General features: G+C 61.2%; 11 protein-coding genes. 7 read left to right on the top strand and 4 right to left on the bottom strand.

Annotated features, from left to right (window positions below; genetic code table 11):
* Positions 1 to 109 precede the first annotated feature (109 nt).
* From HZ99_RS03720 to tpx, 4 genes are all read right to left on the bottom strand, one after another.
* Positions 110 to 3,217, bottom strand: a complete 3,108-nt coding sequence (locus HZ99_RS03720; protein WP_038441420.1) for an efflux RND transporter permease subunit — start codon at positions 3,215 to 3,217, stop codon at positions 110 to 112.
* Positions 3,214 to 6,315: an MdtB/MuxB family multidrug efflux RND transporter permease subunit gene (locus HZ99_RS03725; protein ID WP_038441422.1), complete on the bottom strand. Its 3,102-nt coding sequence runs from the start codon at positions 6,313 to 6,315 to the stop codon at positions 3,214 to 3,216. The genes HZ99_RS03720 and HZ99_RS03725 overlap by 4 nt, the downstream gene beginning before the upstream one ends.
* A complete protein-coding gene (locus tag HZ99_RS03730) occupies positions 6,312 to 7,616 on the bottom strand; it encodes an MdtA/MuxA family multidrug efflux RND transporter periplasmic adaptor subunit (protein ID WP_038441423.1) in 1,305 nt (434 codons plus the stop codon). Before HZ99_RS03730 ends, HZ99_RS03725 begins: the two co-directional genes overlap by 4 nt.
* A 233-nt stretch (positions 7,617 to 7,849) precedes the next feature.
* Positions 7,850 to 8,350 (bottom strand): thiol peroxidase, encoded by a 501-nt coding sequence (tpx, locus tag HZ99_RS03735; RefSeq protein WP_038441425.1) that lies wholly within the window; start codon positions 8,348 to 8,350, stop codon positions 7,850 to 7,852.
* 167 nt (positions 8,351 to 8,517) lie between these two features.
* On the opposite strand from tpx, the gene HZ99_RS03740 reads away from it, so the two are divergent.
* The 7 genes from HZ99_RS03740 to HZ99_RS03770 all read left to right on the top strand — a co-directional run bounded on the left by HZ99_RS03740 (position 8,518) and on the right by HZ99_RS03770 (position 16,995).
* On the top strand, positions 8,518 to 9,810 hold the full coding sequence (locus HZ99_RS03740; protein WP_038441427.1) for a glycosyltransferase: 1,293 nt from the start codon (positions 8,518 to 8,520) through the stop codon (positions 9,808 to 9,810).
* 72 nt (positions 9,811 to 9,882) lie between these two features.
* On the top strand, positions 9,883 to 10,788 hold the full coding sequence (locus tag HZ99_RS03745) for an AraC family transcriptional regulator (RefSeq protein WP_038441430.1): 906 nt from the start codon (positions 9,883 to 9,885) through the stop codon (positions 10,786 to 10,788).
* A 274-nt stretch (positions 10,789 to 11,062) separates the two neighbouring features.
* Positions 11,063 to 12,373: an ABC transporter substrate-binding protein gene (locus HZ99_RS03750; protein ID WP_038441432.1), complete on the top strand. Its 1,311-nt coding sequence runs from the start codon at positions 11,063 to 11,065 to the stop codon at positions 12,371 to 12,373.
* 162 nt (positions 12,374 to 12,535) lie between these two features.
* A complete protein-coding gene (locus HZ99_RS03755; RefSeq protein ID WP_051903031.1) occupies positions 12,536 to 13,423 on the top strand; it encodes a carbohydrate ABC transporter permease in 888 nt (295 codons plus the stop codon).
* A 10-nt stretch (positions 13,424 to 13,433) separates the two neighbouring features.
* Positions 13,434 to 14,264, top strand: a complete 831-nt coding sequence (locus tag HZ99_RS03760; protein WP_038441436.1) for a carbohydrate ABC transporter permease — start codon at positions 13,434 to 13,436, stop codon at positions 14,262 to 14,264.
* Between the two features lie 128 nt (positions 14,265 to 14,392).
* A complete protein-coding gene (locus HZ99_RS03765) occupies positions 14,393 to 15,496 on the top strand; it encodes an ABC transporter ATP-binding protein (protein WP_038441438.1) in 1,104 nt (367 codons plus the stop codon).
* A gap of 17 nt (positions 15,497 to 15,513) precedes the next feature.
* Positions 15,514 to 16,995, top strand: a complete 1,482-nt coding sequence (locus HZ99_RS03770; RefSeq protein WP_038441441.1) for a mannitol dehydrogenase family protein — start codon at positions 15,514 to 15,516, stop codon at positions 16,993 to 16,995.
* The last annotated feature ends 52 nt before the right edge of the window (positions 16,996 to 17,047 follow it).

The raw sequence follows: 17,047 nt of genomic DNA on the forward strand, positions 1-17,047 counted from the left end.
GCGAGCTTGCTCGCGAAAAACCTGAGGGCACGACGGTGAGTCAGGTGCCCGGCGTTATCGTTGGAGATTTTCGCTGGCAAGCCAGCCCCTACAGGGAGGTGCATTGCAGTCATAGCGGAGTGTCCAGAGCAGCGTCGGTACGCACCCCGCGCCAACCGTTGAAACGGTGGCGCAGGCGGTCGAGATAGAGGTAAACCACCGGGGTGGTGTAAAGGGTCAGGATCTGGCTGAAGACCAGGCCGCCGATGATCGTCAGGCCCAGGGGCTGGCGCATTTCCGCACCTTCGGCAGTGCTGAGCAGCAAGGGCAAGGCGCCCAGGATCGCCGCCAGGGTGGTCATCAGGATCGGCCGCAACCGCAGCAGGCACGCGCTGCGTATGGATTCCAGGGGCTGCATGCCTTCCTTGCGCTCCAGTTGCAGCGCCAGGTCGATCATCAGGATCGCGTTTTTCTTCACCACGCCGATCAGCAGGAACAGGCCCAGCAGCGAGATCAGGCTGAACTCGCCGCCCAGCACATAGATCGACAGCAGCGCGCCGACCCCGGCCGACGGCAAGGTCGAGAGGATGGTCAGCGGGTGGATATAGCTCTCATACAGAATCCCCAGCACCAGGTACACCGCCACCAGTGCGCCGAGGATCATGAAAGGCTGGCTTTTCTGGGTGGCGGCGAAGGCATCGGCGGTGCCCGCCATCTTGGCAATCACGTCTTCGGGCAAGCCGACCTTGGCAATCGCCCGCTCGATGGCGGCCGTGCCCTGCTCTACCGTGACCCCGGGCGCCATATCGAAGGCGATGTCTTCGGAGGCGAACTGCCCTTCATGGCTGACGCGGTCGTCGGCCAGGCTGTTTTCGTAGTGGGCGATGGTCGACAGCGGGATCCGCGCACCAGCGGCGGTGATCACCTGCACCTGATTGAGGGTGATCGGGTCCTGGGCGTACTTCGGATTGACTTCCATCACCACCCGATACTGGTTGAGGCTGTCATAGATGGTGGAAATCTGCCGCTGGCTGTAGGCATTGTTCAGCACCGAGGTCACCATGTTCATGTCCACGCCCAGGCGCTTGGCCTGGTCGCGGTCGACAATCAACGTCACCTGTTGTGCGCCCCGGCCTTCGCGGGCGTCGATGGCGGTCAGCTCCGGCAGTTCACGTAGCGCAGCGACGACTTTCGGGTACCACAGGCGCAGGGCAGACAGGTCGCCACTTTGCAGGATGTAGGAGTATTGCGAGGACGTCTGGTCGCGGCCACCGCCAAATTGCAGGTCCTGGTCGGCCATCAGCATCAAGCGGCCACCGGGCACCAGCGGCACGTTCTTGCGCAGGCGCTCGATCACCGCCTGGGCTGACACCTTGCGTTCCTTGATCGGCTTGAGCCGCACCAGCATCACCGCGTTGTTGGTGCCGTTGCTGCCGCCGATAAAGCCGGCCACGCTTTCCACGGCAGGGTCTTGCAACACGGCCTTGCGGAAGATCTCCATCTTCGGCTGCATGACACTGAACGACAGGCCATCGTCGCCGCGCACAAAACCGATCAGTTGCCCGGTGTCCTGCTGCGGCATAAAGGTTTTGGGGACCACCACATACAGCGCGATATTCACGCCGATGGTCACGAACAGGCTGAGCAGGGTCAGGCGCTTGTGCCGCAGGACCCAGTCGAGACTACGGGCATAGCCCGCGACCATATGGTCGTTGACCTTCTGGCTCCAGCGCTGCAAGCCGGTCTCCTGCCCTTTGACATGGGGCTTGAGCCAGCGGGCGCAGAGCATCGGGGTCAGCGTCAGCGAGACCACCAGCGACACGATGATCGCCGCCGCCAGGGTGATGGAGAACTCCCGGAACAGGCTGGTGACAATCCCGCCCATGAACAGGATCGACAAGAACACCGCCACCAGCGACACGTTCATCGACAACAGGGTGAAGCCGACCTCCTTGGCCCCCAGGTAGGCCGCCTTCATCGGCGCGATCCCGTCGTCGATATGCCGCGAGATGTTCTCCAGCACCACGATGGCATCGTCCACCACCAGGCCGGTGGCGAGGATCAGCGCCATCAACGACAGGTTATTCAATGAAAACCCATAGAGGTACATGATCGCAAAGGTGCCCACCAGTGACACCGGCACCGCCAGGGTCGGGATCAGGGAGGCACGGAAGTTGCCGAGGAACAGGTACACCACCAGGATCACCAGGGCTACGGCGATCAGCAGGGTCATTTCTGCTTCATGCAGGGTGGCGGTGATCACCGGTGAGCGGTCCATGGCCAGGTTGAGCCTGACGCTGGACGGCAATACCGCCTGCAACGCCGGCAACTGGGCCTTGATCTGCTTGACGGTCTCGATGATGTTGGCGCCGGACTGACGGTTGATTACCAGCAACACCGCCGAGTCATTGTTAAAGAAACCGCTGTTGTAGCGGTCTTCGACACCGTCGCTGATCTTGGCCACATCACTCAAGCGCAGAGCCGCCCCATTCTGGTAGCGGATCAGCAACGGCTCGTAGTCCTTGGCCTTTTCCAACTGGTCATTGGCCTGGATCTGCCAATTGCGCTCGCCATCCTCCACCGAGCCCTTGGGCCTGCGTACGTTGGCATTGGCAATGGTGTCGCGCACTTCATCCAGGGATACGCCGTACTGGTCGAGGGCCTTGGGCTCCAGTTCGATACGTACCGCCGGCAGCGAGCTGCCGCCGATCTGCACTTCGCCTACCCCCTGCACCTGGGACAGGCTTTGGGAGAGGATGGTCGAGGCCAGGTCATACAACTGCCCCTTGGGCAACACATCCGAGGTCAGCGACAGCACCATGATCGGCGCCTGGGACGGGTTGATCTTCCGATAAGTGGGCATGCTGCGCATGCCACTGGGCAACAGGTTGCGCGAAGCGTTGATGGCCGCCTGGACTTCCCGCGCCGCGCCGTTGATATCGCGGTCGGAATCGAAGGCCAGGATCACCCGGGTCGAGCCCTGGCTCGACGAACTGCTCAGGGTGGTGACCCCGGCAATCGCGCCGAAGGAGCGCTCCAGGGGCGTGGCCACGGTGGAGGCCATCACTTCCGGGCTGGCGCCAGGCAGGCTGGCGGAAACCACGATCACCGGGAAGTCGATCTGCGGCAACGGCGACACCGGCAACAGGTTGAAACTGACACCGCCCAACAACATGATCGCCAGGCTCAACAGCATGGTGGCTACCGGCCGGCGAATGAAAGGTCCGGACAGGTTCATGGCTCAACCGGCTCCAGCGCTTCAGGAGTCTTGCGCCAGCGACGGCCCAGGCGGTCGAAGTACAGATAGATCACCGGTGTCGTAAACAGCGTAAGGATCTGGCTCAACAGCAAGCCGCCAACCATCACCAGGCCCAGGGGCTGACGCAACTCGGCACCGGAGCCGGTGGCCAGCATCAACGGTACCGCACCGAACAGTGCCGCCAGTGTGGTCATCAGGATCGGCCGAAAGCGCAGCAGCGCCGCCTGATAGATCGCGGTCTGCGGGTCCAGGCCCTGGTTGCGTTCGGCGTCGAGGGCGAAGTCGATCATCATGATCGCGTTCTTCTTCACGATGCCGATCAGCAGGATGATGCCGATGATCGCGATCATCCCCAGGTCATTGCCACTGAACAGCAGCGCCAACAGGGCCCCCACCGCTGCCGATGGCAGGGTCGAGAGGATGGTGATCGGGTGGATATAGCTCTCGTACAACACGCCCAGCACGATGTACATGGTGACCACCGCCGCCAGGATCAGCAGCAAGGTGCTCGACAGCGAGGCTTCGAACGCCTGGGCGGCGCCCTGGAACTGGGTCTGCACGCCGACGGGCATGCCGATGTCCTTCTGCACCTGGTTGATCAGTTCCACACCCTTGCCCAGGGCCACGCCAGGCGCCAGGTTGAACGACATCATCACCGCCGGGAACTGACCGATATGGGTGATCGCCAACTGCGCCTGGCGCTGCTCGATGCGGGCCAGGCTCGACAGGCGCACCTGGCCGCCATCGACGGTTTTCACGTGGATCTGGTTCAGCGCGTCCGGCCCCAGGCTATCGCCGGATTGGGCCTGGAGTACTACGCGGTACTGGCTGGCCTGGGTGTAGATGGTGGAAATCTGCCGCTGGCCGAAGGCGTCGTACAGTGCATCGGTGATATTGGCCACCGATACCCCCAGACGCGAGGCGGCATCGCGGTCGATCACCATGTAGACCTGCAAGCCCTTGTCCTGCAGGTCGCTGGCCACGTCGGTGAGCTCAGGGTACTGGCTCAGGGCCTGCACCAGTTTGCCGCTCCACAGGGCCAACAGGTCGGCATCCGGGGAAGACATGCTGAACTGGTATTGGGTGCGGCTGACGCGGTCTTCGATGGTCAGGTCCTGGACCGGCTGCATGAACAGGCGAATGCCCACCAGTTTGTCCAGCGCCGGTTGCAGGCGACTGATCACCTGGGCGGCGCTCAAGTCCCGCTCTTTATGGGGCTTGAGGTTGATCAGCAAGCGGCCGCTGTTGAGGGTCGCGTTATCGCCGTCCACCCCGATATAAGAAGACAGGCTTTCTACTGCCGGGTCATCGAGGATGATCTTGGCCAGCTCTTGCTGGCGCTGGCTCATGGCCGCAAAGGAAATCGACTGCGGTGCTTCGGAAATGCCCTGGATCACCCCAGTGTCCTGCACCGGGAAGAAGCCCTTGGGCACCACCAGGTACAGCACTACCGTAAGGCCCAGGGTGGCGATGGCCACAAACAGGGTCAGCGGCTGATGCTTGAGTACCCATTGCAGCTTGCGTCCGTAGGCGGCGACCAGCCAGTCGATCCAGGCGCCGCTGGCCTTGTAGAAGCGGCCCTGCTCTTCTTCCTTGGGTTCACGCTTGAGCAGGCGTGCGCACATCATCGGCGTCAGGGTCAGGGACACCACCAGGGAAATCAGGATCGCCACCGCCAGGGTGATGGCAAACTCGCGAAACAGTCGCCCGACCACATCGGCCATGAACAGCAGCGGGATCAATACGGCGATCAGTGACAGGGTCAGGGACACCAGGGTAAAGCCGATCTGCTTGGCGCCCTTGAGCGCGGCGGCCATCGGCGTCTCGCCTTCCTCGATATAGCGGGAAATGTTCTCCAGCATCACGATCGCATCGTCCACCACAAAGCCGGTGGCGATGGTCAGGGCCATCAAAGTCAGGTTGTTGATGGAAAACCCGGCCAGGTACATCACGCCAAAGGTGCCGATCAGGGACAACGGCACGGCAATCGACGGGATGATCGTGGCGCTGAACCGGCGCAGGAACAGGAACGTCACCATGACCACCAGGGCAATGGCGATCAGCAATTCATGCTGCACATCGGTGACCGAGGCGCGGATGGTCTGGGTGCGATCGGTGAGTACCGTCACGTCGAGACCGGCTGGCAGGTTGTCGGTGATGCTGGGCAGCAGCGCCTTGATCCGGTCCACCACTTCGATCACGTTGGCCCCCGGCTGGCGCTGGATATTCAGCAGCACCGCCTGGTTTTCATTGGCCCAGGCGGCAAGGCGTTCGTTTTCCGCGCCGTCGACGATTTGCGCGACATCCTTGAGGCGCAGCGGCGCGCCGTTGCTGTAGGCCAGAATCAACTGCGCGTATTGCTCGGGGGACACCAACTGGTCGTTGGCATCGAGCATCGACACGCGGGTCGGGCCATCGAAGTTGCCTTTGGGCTGGTTGACGTTGGAGGCAGCGATCAGTGCACGCACATCCGCAAGGTTCAAGCCATTGGCCGCCAGGGCCTGGGGGTTGACCTTGATTCGTACCGCCTGGCGCTGGCCGCCGGCGATGCTGACCATGCCCACGCCGCTGATCTGCGCGATTTTCTGCGCCATGCGCGTATCGACCAGGTCATTGAGCTTGGGCAACAACATAGTCTTGGAGGTGATGGCCAGCGTCAGCACCGGGGTATCGGCGGGGTTGACTTTGTTGTACACCGGTGGCGCCGGCAGGTCCGAGGGCAGCAGGTTGCTCGCTGCGTTGATCGCCGCCTGCACCTGTTGTTCGGCGACGTCCATGTTGACGTCGAGGTTGAAGCGCAAGGTCAGCACCGAGGCGCCACCGGAACTGGTGGACGCCATCTGCGTGAGGCCGGGCATTTGCCCGAACTGGCGCTCCAGGGGCGCGGTCACCGCGCTGGTCATCACGTCGGGGCTGGCGCCGGGGTACAGGGTCATGACCCGGATGGTCGGGTAATCCACCTGGGGCAAGGCCGACACCGGCATCAGGCGATAGGCAATCAGGCCGGCCAGGACAATGGCCAGCATGCTCAGGGTGGTGGCGACGGGCCGCAGGATGAACAGGCGTGACAGGTTCATGCGCCGGCCTTTTGCGCCTTGCCGGCCTCAGCCGCGGGGCTGCCTTCGCCTGTTGCTGCGGGCTTGCCCTGCAAATGCTCGGTCGGGGTGGTCGGCACCTGGTTGCTGTCATTGACCACTTCTACGTCAGTGCCGTCCTTCAGGCGGTCGGTGCCTTCCAGCACCACGCGGTCGCCTGCGGCCAGGCCTTCCTTGACCACGGTGTTCTGGCCATCGGTATCACCAATCACCAGTGTGCGGATCTTGACCTTCTTGTCACCGTCCAGGGCGTAGACAAAGGTGCCGTTGGTGCCGAACTGGATCGCCGCCGAAGGTACCAGCACTACGTTTTTAAGGGTGTCGGCCAACAGACGCACGTTGACGAATTGGTTGGGGAACAGCACCTGGTCCAGGTTATCGAAGCGTGCCTTGAATTTCAGGGTGCCGGTGGCGACATCGATCTGGTTGTCCAGGCTCTGCAATACGCCGGTGGCTTGCAGTTGCAGGTCGCCTCGGTCCCAGGCCTGCACCGGCAGCTTGTTACCGCCGCGATAGCGGGCCAGCACGGTTTGCAGGGTGTTCTCCGGCAAGGTGAATGCCACGCTGATGGGCTGGGTCTGGGTAATGACCGCCAGGGCGGTGGTGTCATTGGCCGCCACCAGGTTGCCGACGTCCAGTTGACGCAGGCCGACACGCCCGGAAATCGGTGCACGGATCTTGGTGAATTCAAGGTTGAGCTTGGCGTCATCCACCGCGCCCTGGTTGGTCTTGACCGTGCCCTGGTACTGCAGGACCAGCGCGGCGGCGGTGTCCAGGGTCTGCTTGGCGATGCTGTCCTGCTCATATAGGCCGCGATAGCGTTCCAGGTCGACCTGGGCGTTCTTCAGTTGGGCCTGATTTTGCAGGAGTGTGCCCTGGGCCTGGAGCAAAGCGTTCTGGTAACTGCGCGGGTCGATTTGCGCCAGCAGGTCACCGGCCTTGACCATCTGGCCTTCTTCAAAGGCAATCTTCACCAGCTCTCCCCCGACCCGGCTGCGCACATTAATGGTGTTGAGCGCAGTCACCGTACCCAGTGCCTTGTAGTACACCGGGAATTCCCCCGTCACTGCGGGTGCGACACGTACCGGCACCGCTGCACCAGAGCCCCCAAAGCCGGGACGCATCATCCCTGTTTTACTGGTCCGGGCGGCCGGTGCTTCTTTGTTGGCGGCACCCGTGGGCCAGAATTTCCAGCACAGGCCGGCAATAACCACCAGGACGAGCAGGCCAAACAGCCAGCGACGGGAATTGCGGGGAGACGATTGCATGGATTGATCAACCATTGGATGCGAGGACTTCTACTTTGGGAGGCTGAAAGATAAGCACTGGAGCGCGTTTAGCAAAGCGCCTTTACCGGCTATTTACCTTCGGGTTTACAAACATTTACTTTTCGACTTAAAACTTCAACTGTTTGGGCTAAACCGCTGAAGCACAAATGAAAACGGCCTGGACTAGGCCAGGCCGCAAGCACGCATCATACGGGTTACTGCCCAGTGGCAGTAACGCGCTGGAACAATTACTTCAGTACGGCCAGGGCCGCTTCGTAGTTTGGCTCGTGGGCGATCTCGCCAACCAGCTCGCTGTGCAGCACCTTGTCGTTTTCGTCCAGTACGACCACGGCACGGGCGGTCAGGCCCTTGAGTGCGCCGTCGGCAATGGACACGCCGTAGTCGACAGCAAAGTCGGCGCTGCGGAAGTCCGACAGGTTCTTCACGTTTTCCAGGCCTTCAGCCCCGCAGAAACGGGCCTGGGCGAATGGCAGGTCGGTGGAGATGCACAGTACAACGGTATTGTTCAGCTCGTTGGCCTGGGCATTGAACTTGCGGACCGAAGTGGCGCAGGTCGGGGTGTCAACGCTTGGGAAGATGTTCAGTACTTTGCGCTTGCCGGCGAAAGTGGCCAGGGTGACGTCCGACAGATCGCCTGCAGTCAGGGAAAAGTCGAGGGCCTGGGTGCCGACTTGTGGCAACTCGCCTTCAACCTGGACCGGGTTGCCTTTGAGGGTGACTTGAGCCATGAACGGAATCCTTATGCTGGGTGTGATGAAACGAATTCGAGAGGCAGAAGTTAACCACAAAGTGCGAATGACACCTACGGGCGAATACAAATTGTCATAACAACGCCGGAACCCGGTCGCTGTGGTTTAATTGCGCCGCTTTTGCCCTGCCTAGAAGGAATTCCCCGTTGAACAATCAGCCTGCCACCCACGTCCTGGTTATCGGTTACGTCTGGCCGGAACCGCGCTCGTCGGCGGCCGGCGGGCATATGATGCAGATACTGGAGAGTTTTCTTACGCAGGGTTGGGAGATCACCTTCAGCAGCCCGGCGGCCATCGGCGAGCACAAGGCCGAGCTCGCGGCGTTGGGTATTCGTGAATGCGCCATCGAACTCAATAACAGCAGTTTTGACGATTTTATCTGTGATTTGGCCCCGGATATCGTGCTGTTCGATCGTTTCATGATGGAGGAGCAGTTCGGCTGGCGCGTGGAGAAGCAGTGCCCGCAGGCCTTGCGCGTGCTGGAGACCTCGGACTTGCAGAGCCTGCGCGATGCCCGCCAGCAGCGCCTGAAAGACTGTCTCAAGCACCATCCGGATGGGGATGACTTCAGCCCCTTGTTCGCCCCGGCCCTGGATGAAGAATTCCAGCTGATGGCCGACACCGATCTGGCCAAGCGCGAAATAGCGGCGATCTACCGCTGCGATATCAGCCTGATGATTTCCGACGTCGAAATTCAACTGCTCACCGAACACTTCAAGGTGCCTGCCGCCCTGCTCCACTGGTGCCCGCTGATGATCGACCCGCCTACCGAAGCGTTTGCCCCCTACGAAGACCGCGCCCATTTCCTGAGCATTGGCAACTTCCGTCACGCGCCCAACTGGGACGCCGTGCTGTGGATGAAAAACAGCGTCTGGCCGTTGATTCGCCAGCGCCTGCCCGCTGCGCAACTGCATGTCTATGGTGCTTACACTCCGCCCAAGGCCGCCGCGCTGCACAATCCAGCGCAGGGCTTTCACGTGATGAACTGGGCCGAGGACGCGCTGCACGTGATGTCGGCAGCGCGTATCTGCCTGGCGCCGCTACGCTTCGGCGCCGGGATCAAGGGCAAGCTGGTCGATGGCATGCTCTGTGGCACACCCAGCGTCACCACGCCCATCGGCGCCGAAGGCATGGGCGACGCGCAACACTGGCCTGGTGCAATCGCCCAGAGCGCCACGGCCCTGGCCGCTGCTGCGGTGGCGTTGTATGAAGACCGGCAAGCGTGGACCGTGGCCCAGCAGCGTGGCCGGGAGCTCCTTGCCAGGCGCTACACCGCGCATATCCACGGGCCTGCACTGGTGCAGCGCCTGCAACACTGCCGCAGTGAGCTGGCGAAACATCGAAGCACCAACTTCACCGGCAGCATGCTGCGCCACCATCTGCACAAAAGTACCCAATACATGGCGCAGTGGATCGAGGCAAAAAACCGCACGCATTAAGCGGCGGTGCTGGCGAGGTGACGCACAACGGGGCATTATCGGCTGCGCAGCCACAATAAAAGCGATGCCAGCATGACCCGAGCCGCGCGCATCACCGACCCTTCCTACGAGTTGATGGACGATCACAACGGCCTGTCCATCATCTATCGCCAGCACGGCTTTCCCTGCCCACTGGTGCGCTGGCATTTCCACAAGGAATACGAGCTGCACCTGATTGTCGCCAGCTCCGGCAAGGTGTTTGTCGGTGACTACATCGGCAATTTCTATCCCGAAAGCCTGTTCCTTACCGGCCCCAACCTGCCCCATAACTGGATCAGCCAGGTGGCCGAGGATGAGGTGGTGCCAAAGCGCGACATGCTGGTGAACTTCACTGATGAGCTGTTTGAGAATGCCATCCCGGTGTTCAGTGAGCTCAAGGCGCTGGCTCCCCTGCTTGAACGGGCGAAATACGGTATTGAGTTCCGTTGCAAACGCACCATTGCCCAGGCCATGACACTGATGCAACAGATAGAAGATGCCCGGGGCATGGCACGCCTGGGGTACTTCTTTATCCTGCTGGAGGTGTTGAACGCCTGCGAGGATTACCAATTGCTCTCAGGGGTCAACACGCCCCAATGGTCCGATGAGCACACGGTCGATCGCACCAACCGGGCCGTGGACTACATTTTTGCCCACTACGCACGGGAACTGCCCCTGGAGGAAGTGGCCGAGCATTTGGGTATGAAGCCCACGTACTTTTCGCGAGTCTTCAAGCAGGCCACCGGCCGTACCTTTATCGAGTTCGTCAACCGGTTGCGTATCAGCAAGTCCTGCGAGTTGCTCGCTGATGGCGACAAGGCGGTGACGGATGTGTGCTTTGAGTCAGGCTTCAACAACATCTCCAACTTCAACCGCAGGTTCCAGCAGCTCAAGGGCATGACGCCATCACACTACCGGCGGCTGGTGGTACAGCGCCTGACTGAGCAGAACCTGGCCTGACCAACCGCCCGGAAAGTCGGGTGCCCGACAAGTCACCCTCTTGGCTCTGCGCATTTGACGAAATGGCTGTGGTTTGAAAGTGCCCCTGTAAGACACGCCCCCCGCAAACCACCATGCACCCCCAGTGCAAAAAAGTATCAGTCCAAGTGCTCCCAAGGATTTGTCAGCGCGCCGGCAGAAGGCTGTAATCAACGCACACTCTTCCAGCTGGCCTGGGAGACACAACAACAATAACTGTCCTTCTGCTGCCCCCGGCGCAGAACTGGAGTGCGCGATGAATTTCCCTGTAAAAGCACTGCTTGCCTGTACCTGCATGACCCTCAGCGCCGCCAGCCTGGGTGCACAAACCCTGACCATTGCCACCGTCAATAACAGCGACATGATTCGCATGCAAAAGCTGTCGAAAACCTTCGAGGCCGAGCATCCGGATATCAAGTTGAACTGGGTGGTGCTGGAAGAGAACGTCCTGCGCCAGCGCTTGACCACCGATATCGCCACCCAGGGTGGGCAGTTCGATGTGCTGACCATCGGCATGTACGAAGCTGCACTCTGGGGTGCCAAAGGCTGGTTGGAGCCGATGACGAATCTGCCAGCGTCCTACGACCTGGATGATGTGTTCCCTTCGGTACGCGATGGCCTTTCCGTCAAGGGCTCGCTATACGCCCTGCCGTTCTACGCTGAAAGCTCCATCACCTATTACCGCAGCGACCTGTTCAAGGCTGCCGGGCTGAGCATGCCTGAACATCCGACGTGGGTGCAGATTGGCGAATTTGCCGAAAAGCTCACCGACAAGAGCAAGGAGCAATATGGCCTGTGCCTGCGCGGCAAGGCCGGCTGGGGCGAGAACATGGCCCTGATCGGCACCCTGGCCAATGGCTATGGCGCGCGCTGGTTCGATGAGAAGTGGCAGCCAGAATTCAACGGCCCCGAGTGGAAAGACGCGCTGAACTTCTATGTCGACAACATGAAGAAGTCCGGCCCACCGGGCGCCTCCAGCAACGGTTTCAACGAAAACCTGGCGCTGTTCAACAGCGGCAAGTGCGCGATCTGGGTGGATGCCAGCGTCGCCGGCTCGTTTGTTACCGACAAGACCCAGAGTAAAGTTGCCGAGCATGTCGGTTTCACCTTTGCCCCCCATCAAGTGACCGATAAGGGCACCTCGTGGCTGTACTCCTGGTCCCTGGCGATCCCCACCAGCTCCAAGGCCAAGGACGCGGCCAAGGTCTTCAGTGCCTGGGCCACCTCCAAGGAGTACGGCGCGCTGGTCGCCAAGACCGATGGCGTTGCCAATGTCCCACCGGGGACCCGCGCCTCGACCTACAGCGAGGCGTACATGCAGGCGGCACCGTTCGCCAAGGTGACGCTGGAGTCGCTCAAGGTCGCAGATCCCACCAAGCCGACGCTCAAGCCAGTGCCTTATATCGGCATCCAACTGGTGACCATTCCCGAGTTCCAGGCCATCGGCACCCAGGTCGGCAAGTTCTTCTCCGGCGCCCTGACCGGCCAGCAGACCGTAGATCAGGCCTTGGCCGCCGCGCAAACCACCACCGAGCGAGAAATGAAGCGCGCCGGCTATCCCAAGTAACCCAGCCTCATCACCGTAAATGTAGGAGCCGGCTTGCCGGCGATAGCGGTCGATCAGCCAACTGATTGATCGCCTGACAGGCCGCTATCGCTGGCAAGCCAGCGCCTGCATTGACTGCATTCCAAGGCGGGTTCTGTCTGCCTCTATTGGGTTTTGATTGCCATGAATACGTCTAAAAGCCGCCTGCTCAACCCCGGCTGGTTCCTTGTCAGCCCCTCGGTGGCCCTGTTGCTGCTGTGGATGATCGTGCCCCTGGGCATGACCCTGTACTTTTCGCTGATCCGCTACAACCTGCTCTACCCCGGCGAAAACCAATTCGTGGGCCTGGAGAACTTCACCTACTTCGTTACGGATTCGGGCTTCCTGCCCGGTGCCACCAATACCTTGTTGCTGGTGGGCAGCGTGCTGCTGATCAGTGTGGTACTGGGCGTACTGATCAGTGCCTTGCTGGAGGCCAGCGAGTTTTTCGGGCGCGGGCTGGTGCGGGTCTTGTTGATCTCGCCGTTCTTCATCATGCCCACCGTCGGTGCGCTGATCTGGAAGAACCTGATTTTCCACCCGGTGTCCGGCGTGCTGGCGGCGGTGTGGAAGCTGTTTGGTGCGCAGCCGGTGGACTGGCTGGCGCACTATCCGCTGCTGTCGATCATCATCATCGTGTCCTGGCAATGGTTGCCTTTCGCGATCCTGATTCTGATGACCGCCATGCAGTCCCTGGACCAGGAGCAGAAGGAAGCCGCACGCCTGGACGGTGCCGGGCCGATTGCGATTTTCTGGCACCTGACCTTGCCGCACCTGGCACGGCCCATTGCCGTGGTAGTGATGATCGAAACCATTTTCCTGCTCTCGGTGTTCGCCGAAATCTTTACCACCACCAATGGTGGCCCCGGCTACGCCTCGACCAACCTAGCCTACCTGATCTACAACCAGGCGCTGGTGCAGTTCGATGTGGGCATGGCCTCGGCCGGCGGCTTGATTGCCGTGGTCATTGCCAATATCGCGGCGATCATCCTGGTGCGGATGCTCGGCAAAAACCTGACTGACAAGCCTTGAGGGCCGCGCCATGACGCTTCAACAATCCCGCCGCCTGCAAAGCCTGTTGCTCGGCACCCTGGCCTGGGCCATCGCGATCGTGATTTTCTTCCCGATCTTCTGGATGGTACTCACCAGTTTCAAGACCGAAATTGACGCATTCGCCACGCCGCCGCAGTTCATTTTCACGCCAACCCTTGAGAACTACCTGCACATCAATGAACGCAGCAACTACATAAGCTTCGCCTGGAATTCGGTGGTGATTTCCTTCAGCGCCACCGCCCTGTGCCTGCTGATTGCGGTGCCGGCGGCCTACTCCATGGCGTTCTACGAAACCCAGCGCACCAAGGGCACGCTGCTGTGGATGCTGTCGACCAAGATGCTGCCACCGGTGGGCGTGTTGATGCCCATCTATCTGCTGGCCAAGAGCATGGGGCTTCTGGATACACGCCTCGCGCTGATCATCATCTACACCCTGATCAACCTGCCGATTGTGGTGTGGATGGTTTACACCTACTTCAAGGACATTCCCAAGGACATCCTCGAAGCCGCGCGCCTGGATGGCGCCACCCTGTGGCAGGAAATGGTGCGGGTGCTGCTGCCCATCGCCAAGGGCGGCCTGGCGTCTACCGTGCTGCTGTCGCTGATCCTGTGCTGGAACGAGGCATTCTGGTCGCTGAACCTGACCTCGTCGAATGCCGCACCGTTGACCGCGTTGATCGCCTCCTACTCCAGCCCCGAAGGGTTGTTCTGGGCCAAGTTGTCTGCCGTCTCGACCCTGGCCTGCGCGCCGATCCTGATCTTCGGCTGGATCAGCCAGAAGCAACTGGTGCGCGGACTGTCCTTTGGCGCAGTGAAATAAACGACGTACACCTCTGTGCAGGAGCCGGCTTGCCGGCGATGGCGCCCCCAAGGTCGCCACAGGGCTCAAGGGCCTTCTCGCCGGCAAGCCGGCTCCTGCAAAAATAACAACGAGCGGAGGCCCATCCCATGGCCAACCTGAAAATCAAGAATCTGCAAAAAGGCTTCGAAGGTTTCTCCATCATCAAGGGCATCGACCTGCAAGTGAACGACAAGGAGTTCGTGGTCTTCGTCGGGCCGTCCGGGTGTGGCAAGTCCACCCTGCTGCGCCTGATTGCCGGCCTTGAGGAAGTCACTGAAGGCACCATTGAACTGGATGGCCGTGACATTACCGAAGTGACCCCGGCCAAGCGCGACCTGGCCATGGTGTTCCAGACCTACGCCCTGTACCCGCATATGAGCGTGCGCAAGAACATGTCGTTTGCCCTGGACCTGGCCGGCGTGGACAAGCACATTGTCGACAGCAAGGTCAGTGAGGCCGCACGCATCCTGGAGCTGGGCCCGCTGCTGGAGCGCAAGCCCAAGCAACTGTCTGGCGGCCAGCGCCAGCGCGTGGCCATCGGCCGGGCGATTGTGCGCAACCCGAAGATCTTCCTGTTCGACGAGCCGCTGTCCAACCTCGACGCAGCCCTGCGTGTGCAAATGCGCCTGGAACTGGCGCGCCTGCATAAAGAACTGCAGGCCACCATGATTTACGTGACCCACGACCAGGTCGAAGCCATGACCCTGGCCGACAAGGTGGTGGTGCTCAACAGCGGGCGCATCGAGCAGGTCGGCTCGCCGCTGGAGCTGTATCACCAACCAGCCAACCTGTTTGTCGCAGGTTTTTTGGGTACACCGAAAATGGGCTTTCTCAAGGGCAAGGTCACCCGTGTCGACAGCCAGGGCTGTGAAGTGCAATTGGATGCCGGCACCCTGATCAGCCTGCCATTGAGCGGCGCCACCTTGAGCGTGGGCAGCGCGGTGACCCTGGGCATCCGCCCCGAACACCTGGAACTGGCCGCGCCGGGCGATACCACCCTGACCGTTACCGCCGATGTTGGCGAGCGCCTGGGCAGCGACACCTTCTGCCATGTGATCACCCGCAATGGCGAGCCGCTGACCCTGCGCATCCGTGGCGACATGGCCAGCCAGTATGGCCAGACGCTGCAATTGCACCTGGACCCGGCGCACTGCCACCTGTTCGATACCGATGGCGTTGCCGTGGCCCGCCCATTGCGCGCTGTCGCCTGATTTCGCGAGAACTTTTGATGAAACTCAATAAACACACACTCACCCAGCTTGCGCCCGCAGTGCGCCTGCCGGCCTACGCCCTGGCTGATACGCGCCAGGGCATCGCCCATATCGGCGTCGGCGGTTTCCACCGCGCGCACCAGGCGTATTACACCGACGCCCTGATGAACACCGGTGTCGGCCTGGACTGGAGCATCTGCGGCATCGGCCTGCGCGCTGAAGACCGCAAGGCCCGGGATGACCTGGCCGGCCAGGACTATCTGTTCACCCTGTATGAACTGGGCGACACCGACGACACCGAAGTACGGGTGATCGGTGCCATCAGCGACATGCTGCTGGCCCAAGACGGCGCCCAGGCCCTGATCGACAAGTTGGCCAGCCCGCAAATCCGCATCGTATCGCTGACCATTACCGAGGGCGGCTACTGCATCGACGACAGCAACGGCGAGTTCATGGCCCATTTGCCGCAGATCCAGCATGACCTGGCCCACCCCACGGCGCCGCAGACGGTATTCGGCTTTATCTGCGCGGCCTTGAGCCTGCGCCGTGCCGCCGGTATTCCGGCCTTTACCGTGATGTCCTGCGATAACCTGCCCCATAACGGCGCCGTAACCCGCAAGGCGCTGCTGGCGTTCGCCGCGTTGCGCGACACCAACCTGCACGACTGGATCAAGGCCCATGTGAGCTTCCCCAACGCCATGGTCGACCGCATCACCCCCATGACCAGCACGGCGCATCGCTTGCAACTGCATGATCAACACGGCATTGACGACGCCTGGCCGGTGGTGTGCGAGCCGTTTGTGCAGTGGGTGCTGGAAGACAAGTTCGTCAACGGCCGCCCGGCCTGGGAGCGGGTTGGCGTGCAGTTCACCGATGACGTCACACCTTACGAAGAGATGAAAATCGGCCTGCTCAACGGCAGCCATCTGGCCCTGACCTACCTGGGGTTTCTCAAAGGCTATCGGTTTGTCCACGAGACCATGAACGATCCGCTGTTTGTCGCGTATATGCGTGCCTATATGGACCTGGACGTGACCCCCAACCTGGCACCCGTACCGGGCATCGATCTGGACCAGTACAAGCAGACCTTGGTGGAGCGCTTCTCCAACCAGGCGATTGCCGATCAACTGGAGCGGGTCTGTTCCGATGGTTCATCGAAGTTTCCCAAGTTCACGGTACCGACCATCAATCGCCTGATTGCCGAGGGGCGCGATACCGAGCGAGCAGCGCTGGTGGTGGCGGCCTGGGCCTTGTACCTGCAAGGTGTGGACGAGAATGGCGTGCGCTACCGCATCCCCGATCCCCGTGCGGACTTCTGCCGGGCGCTGGTGGCTGATGACGCGTTGATCAGCCAGCGATTGCTCAGTGTGGAAGAGATTTTTGGCACGGCGATTCCCAATTCACCGGAGTTTGTGGCAGCGTTCGAGCGGTGTTTTGCCAGTTTGCGTGACAAAGGTGTCGCAGAGACCCTGAAGCACCTGCTCGCCAACTTTCACTGACACAACTTGAGCAAGATAATGTGGGAGCGGGCTTGCTCGCGAAAGCAGTGGG

Origin of the sequence: Pseudomonas fluorescens, assembly GCF_000730425.1 — a bacterium.
Taxonomy (GTDB): domain Bacteria; phylum Pseudomonadota; class Gammaproteobacteria; order Pseudomonadales; family Pseudomonadaceae; genus Aquipseudomonas; species Aquipseudomonas fluorescens_X.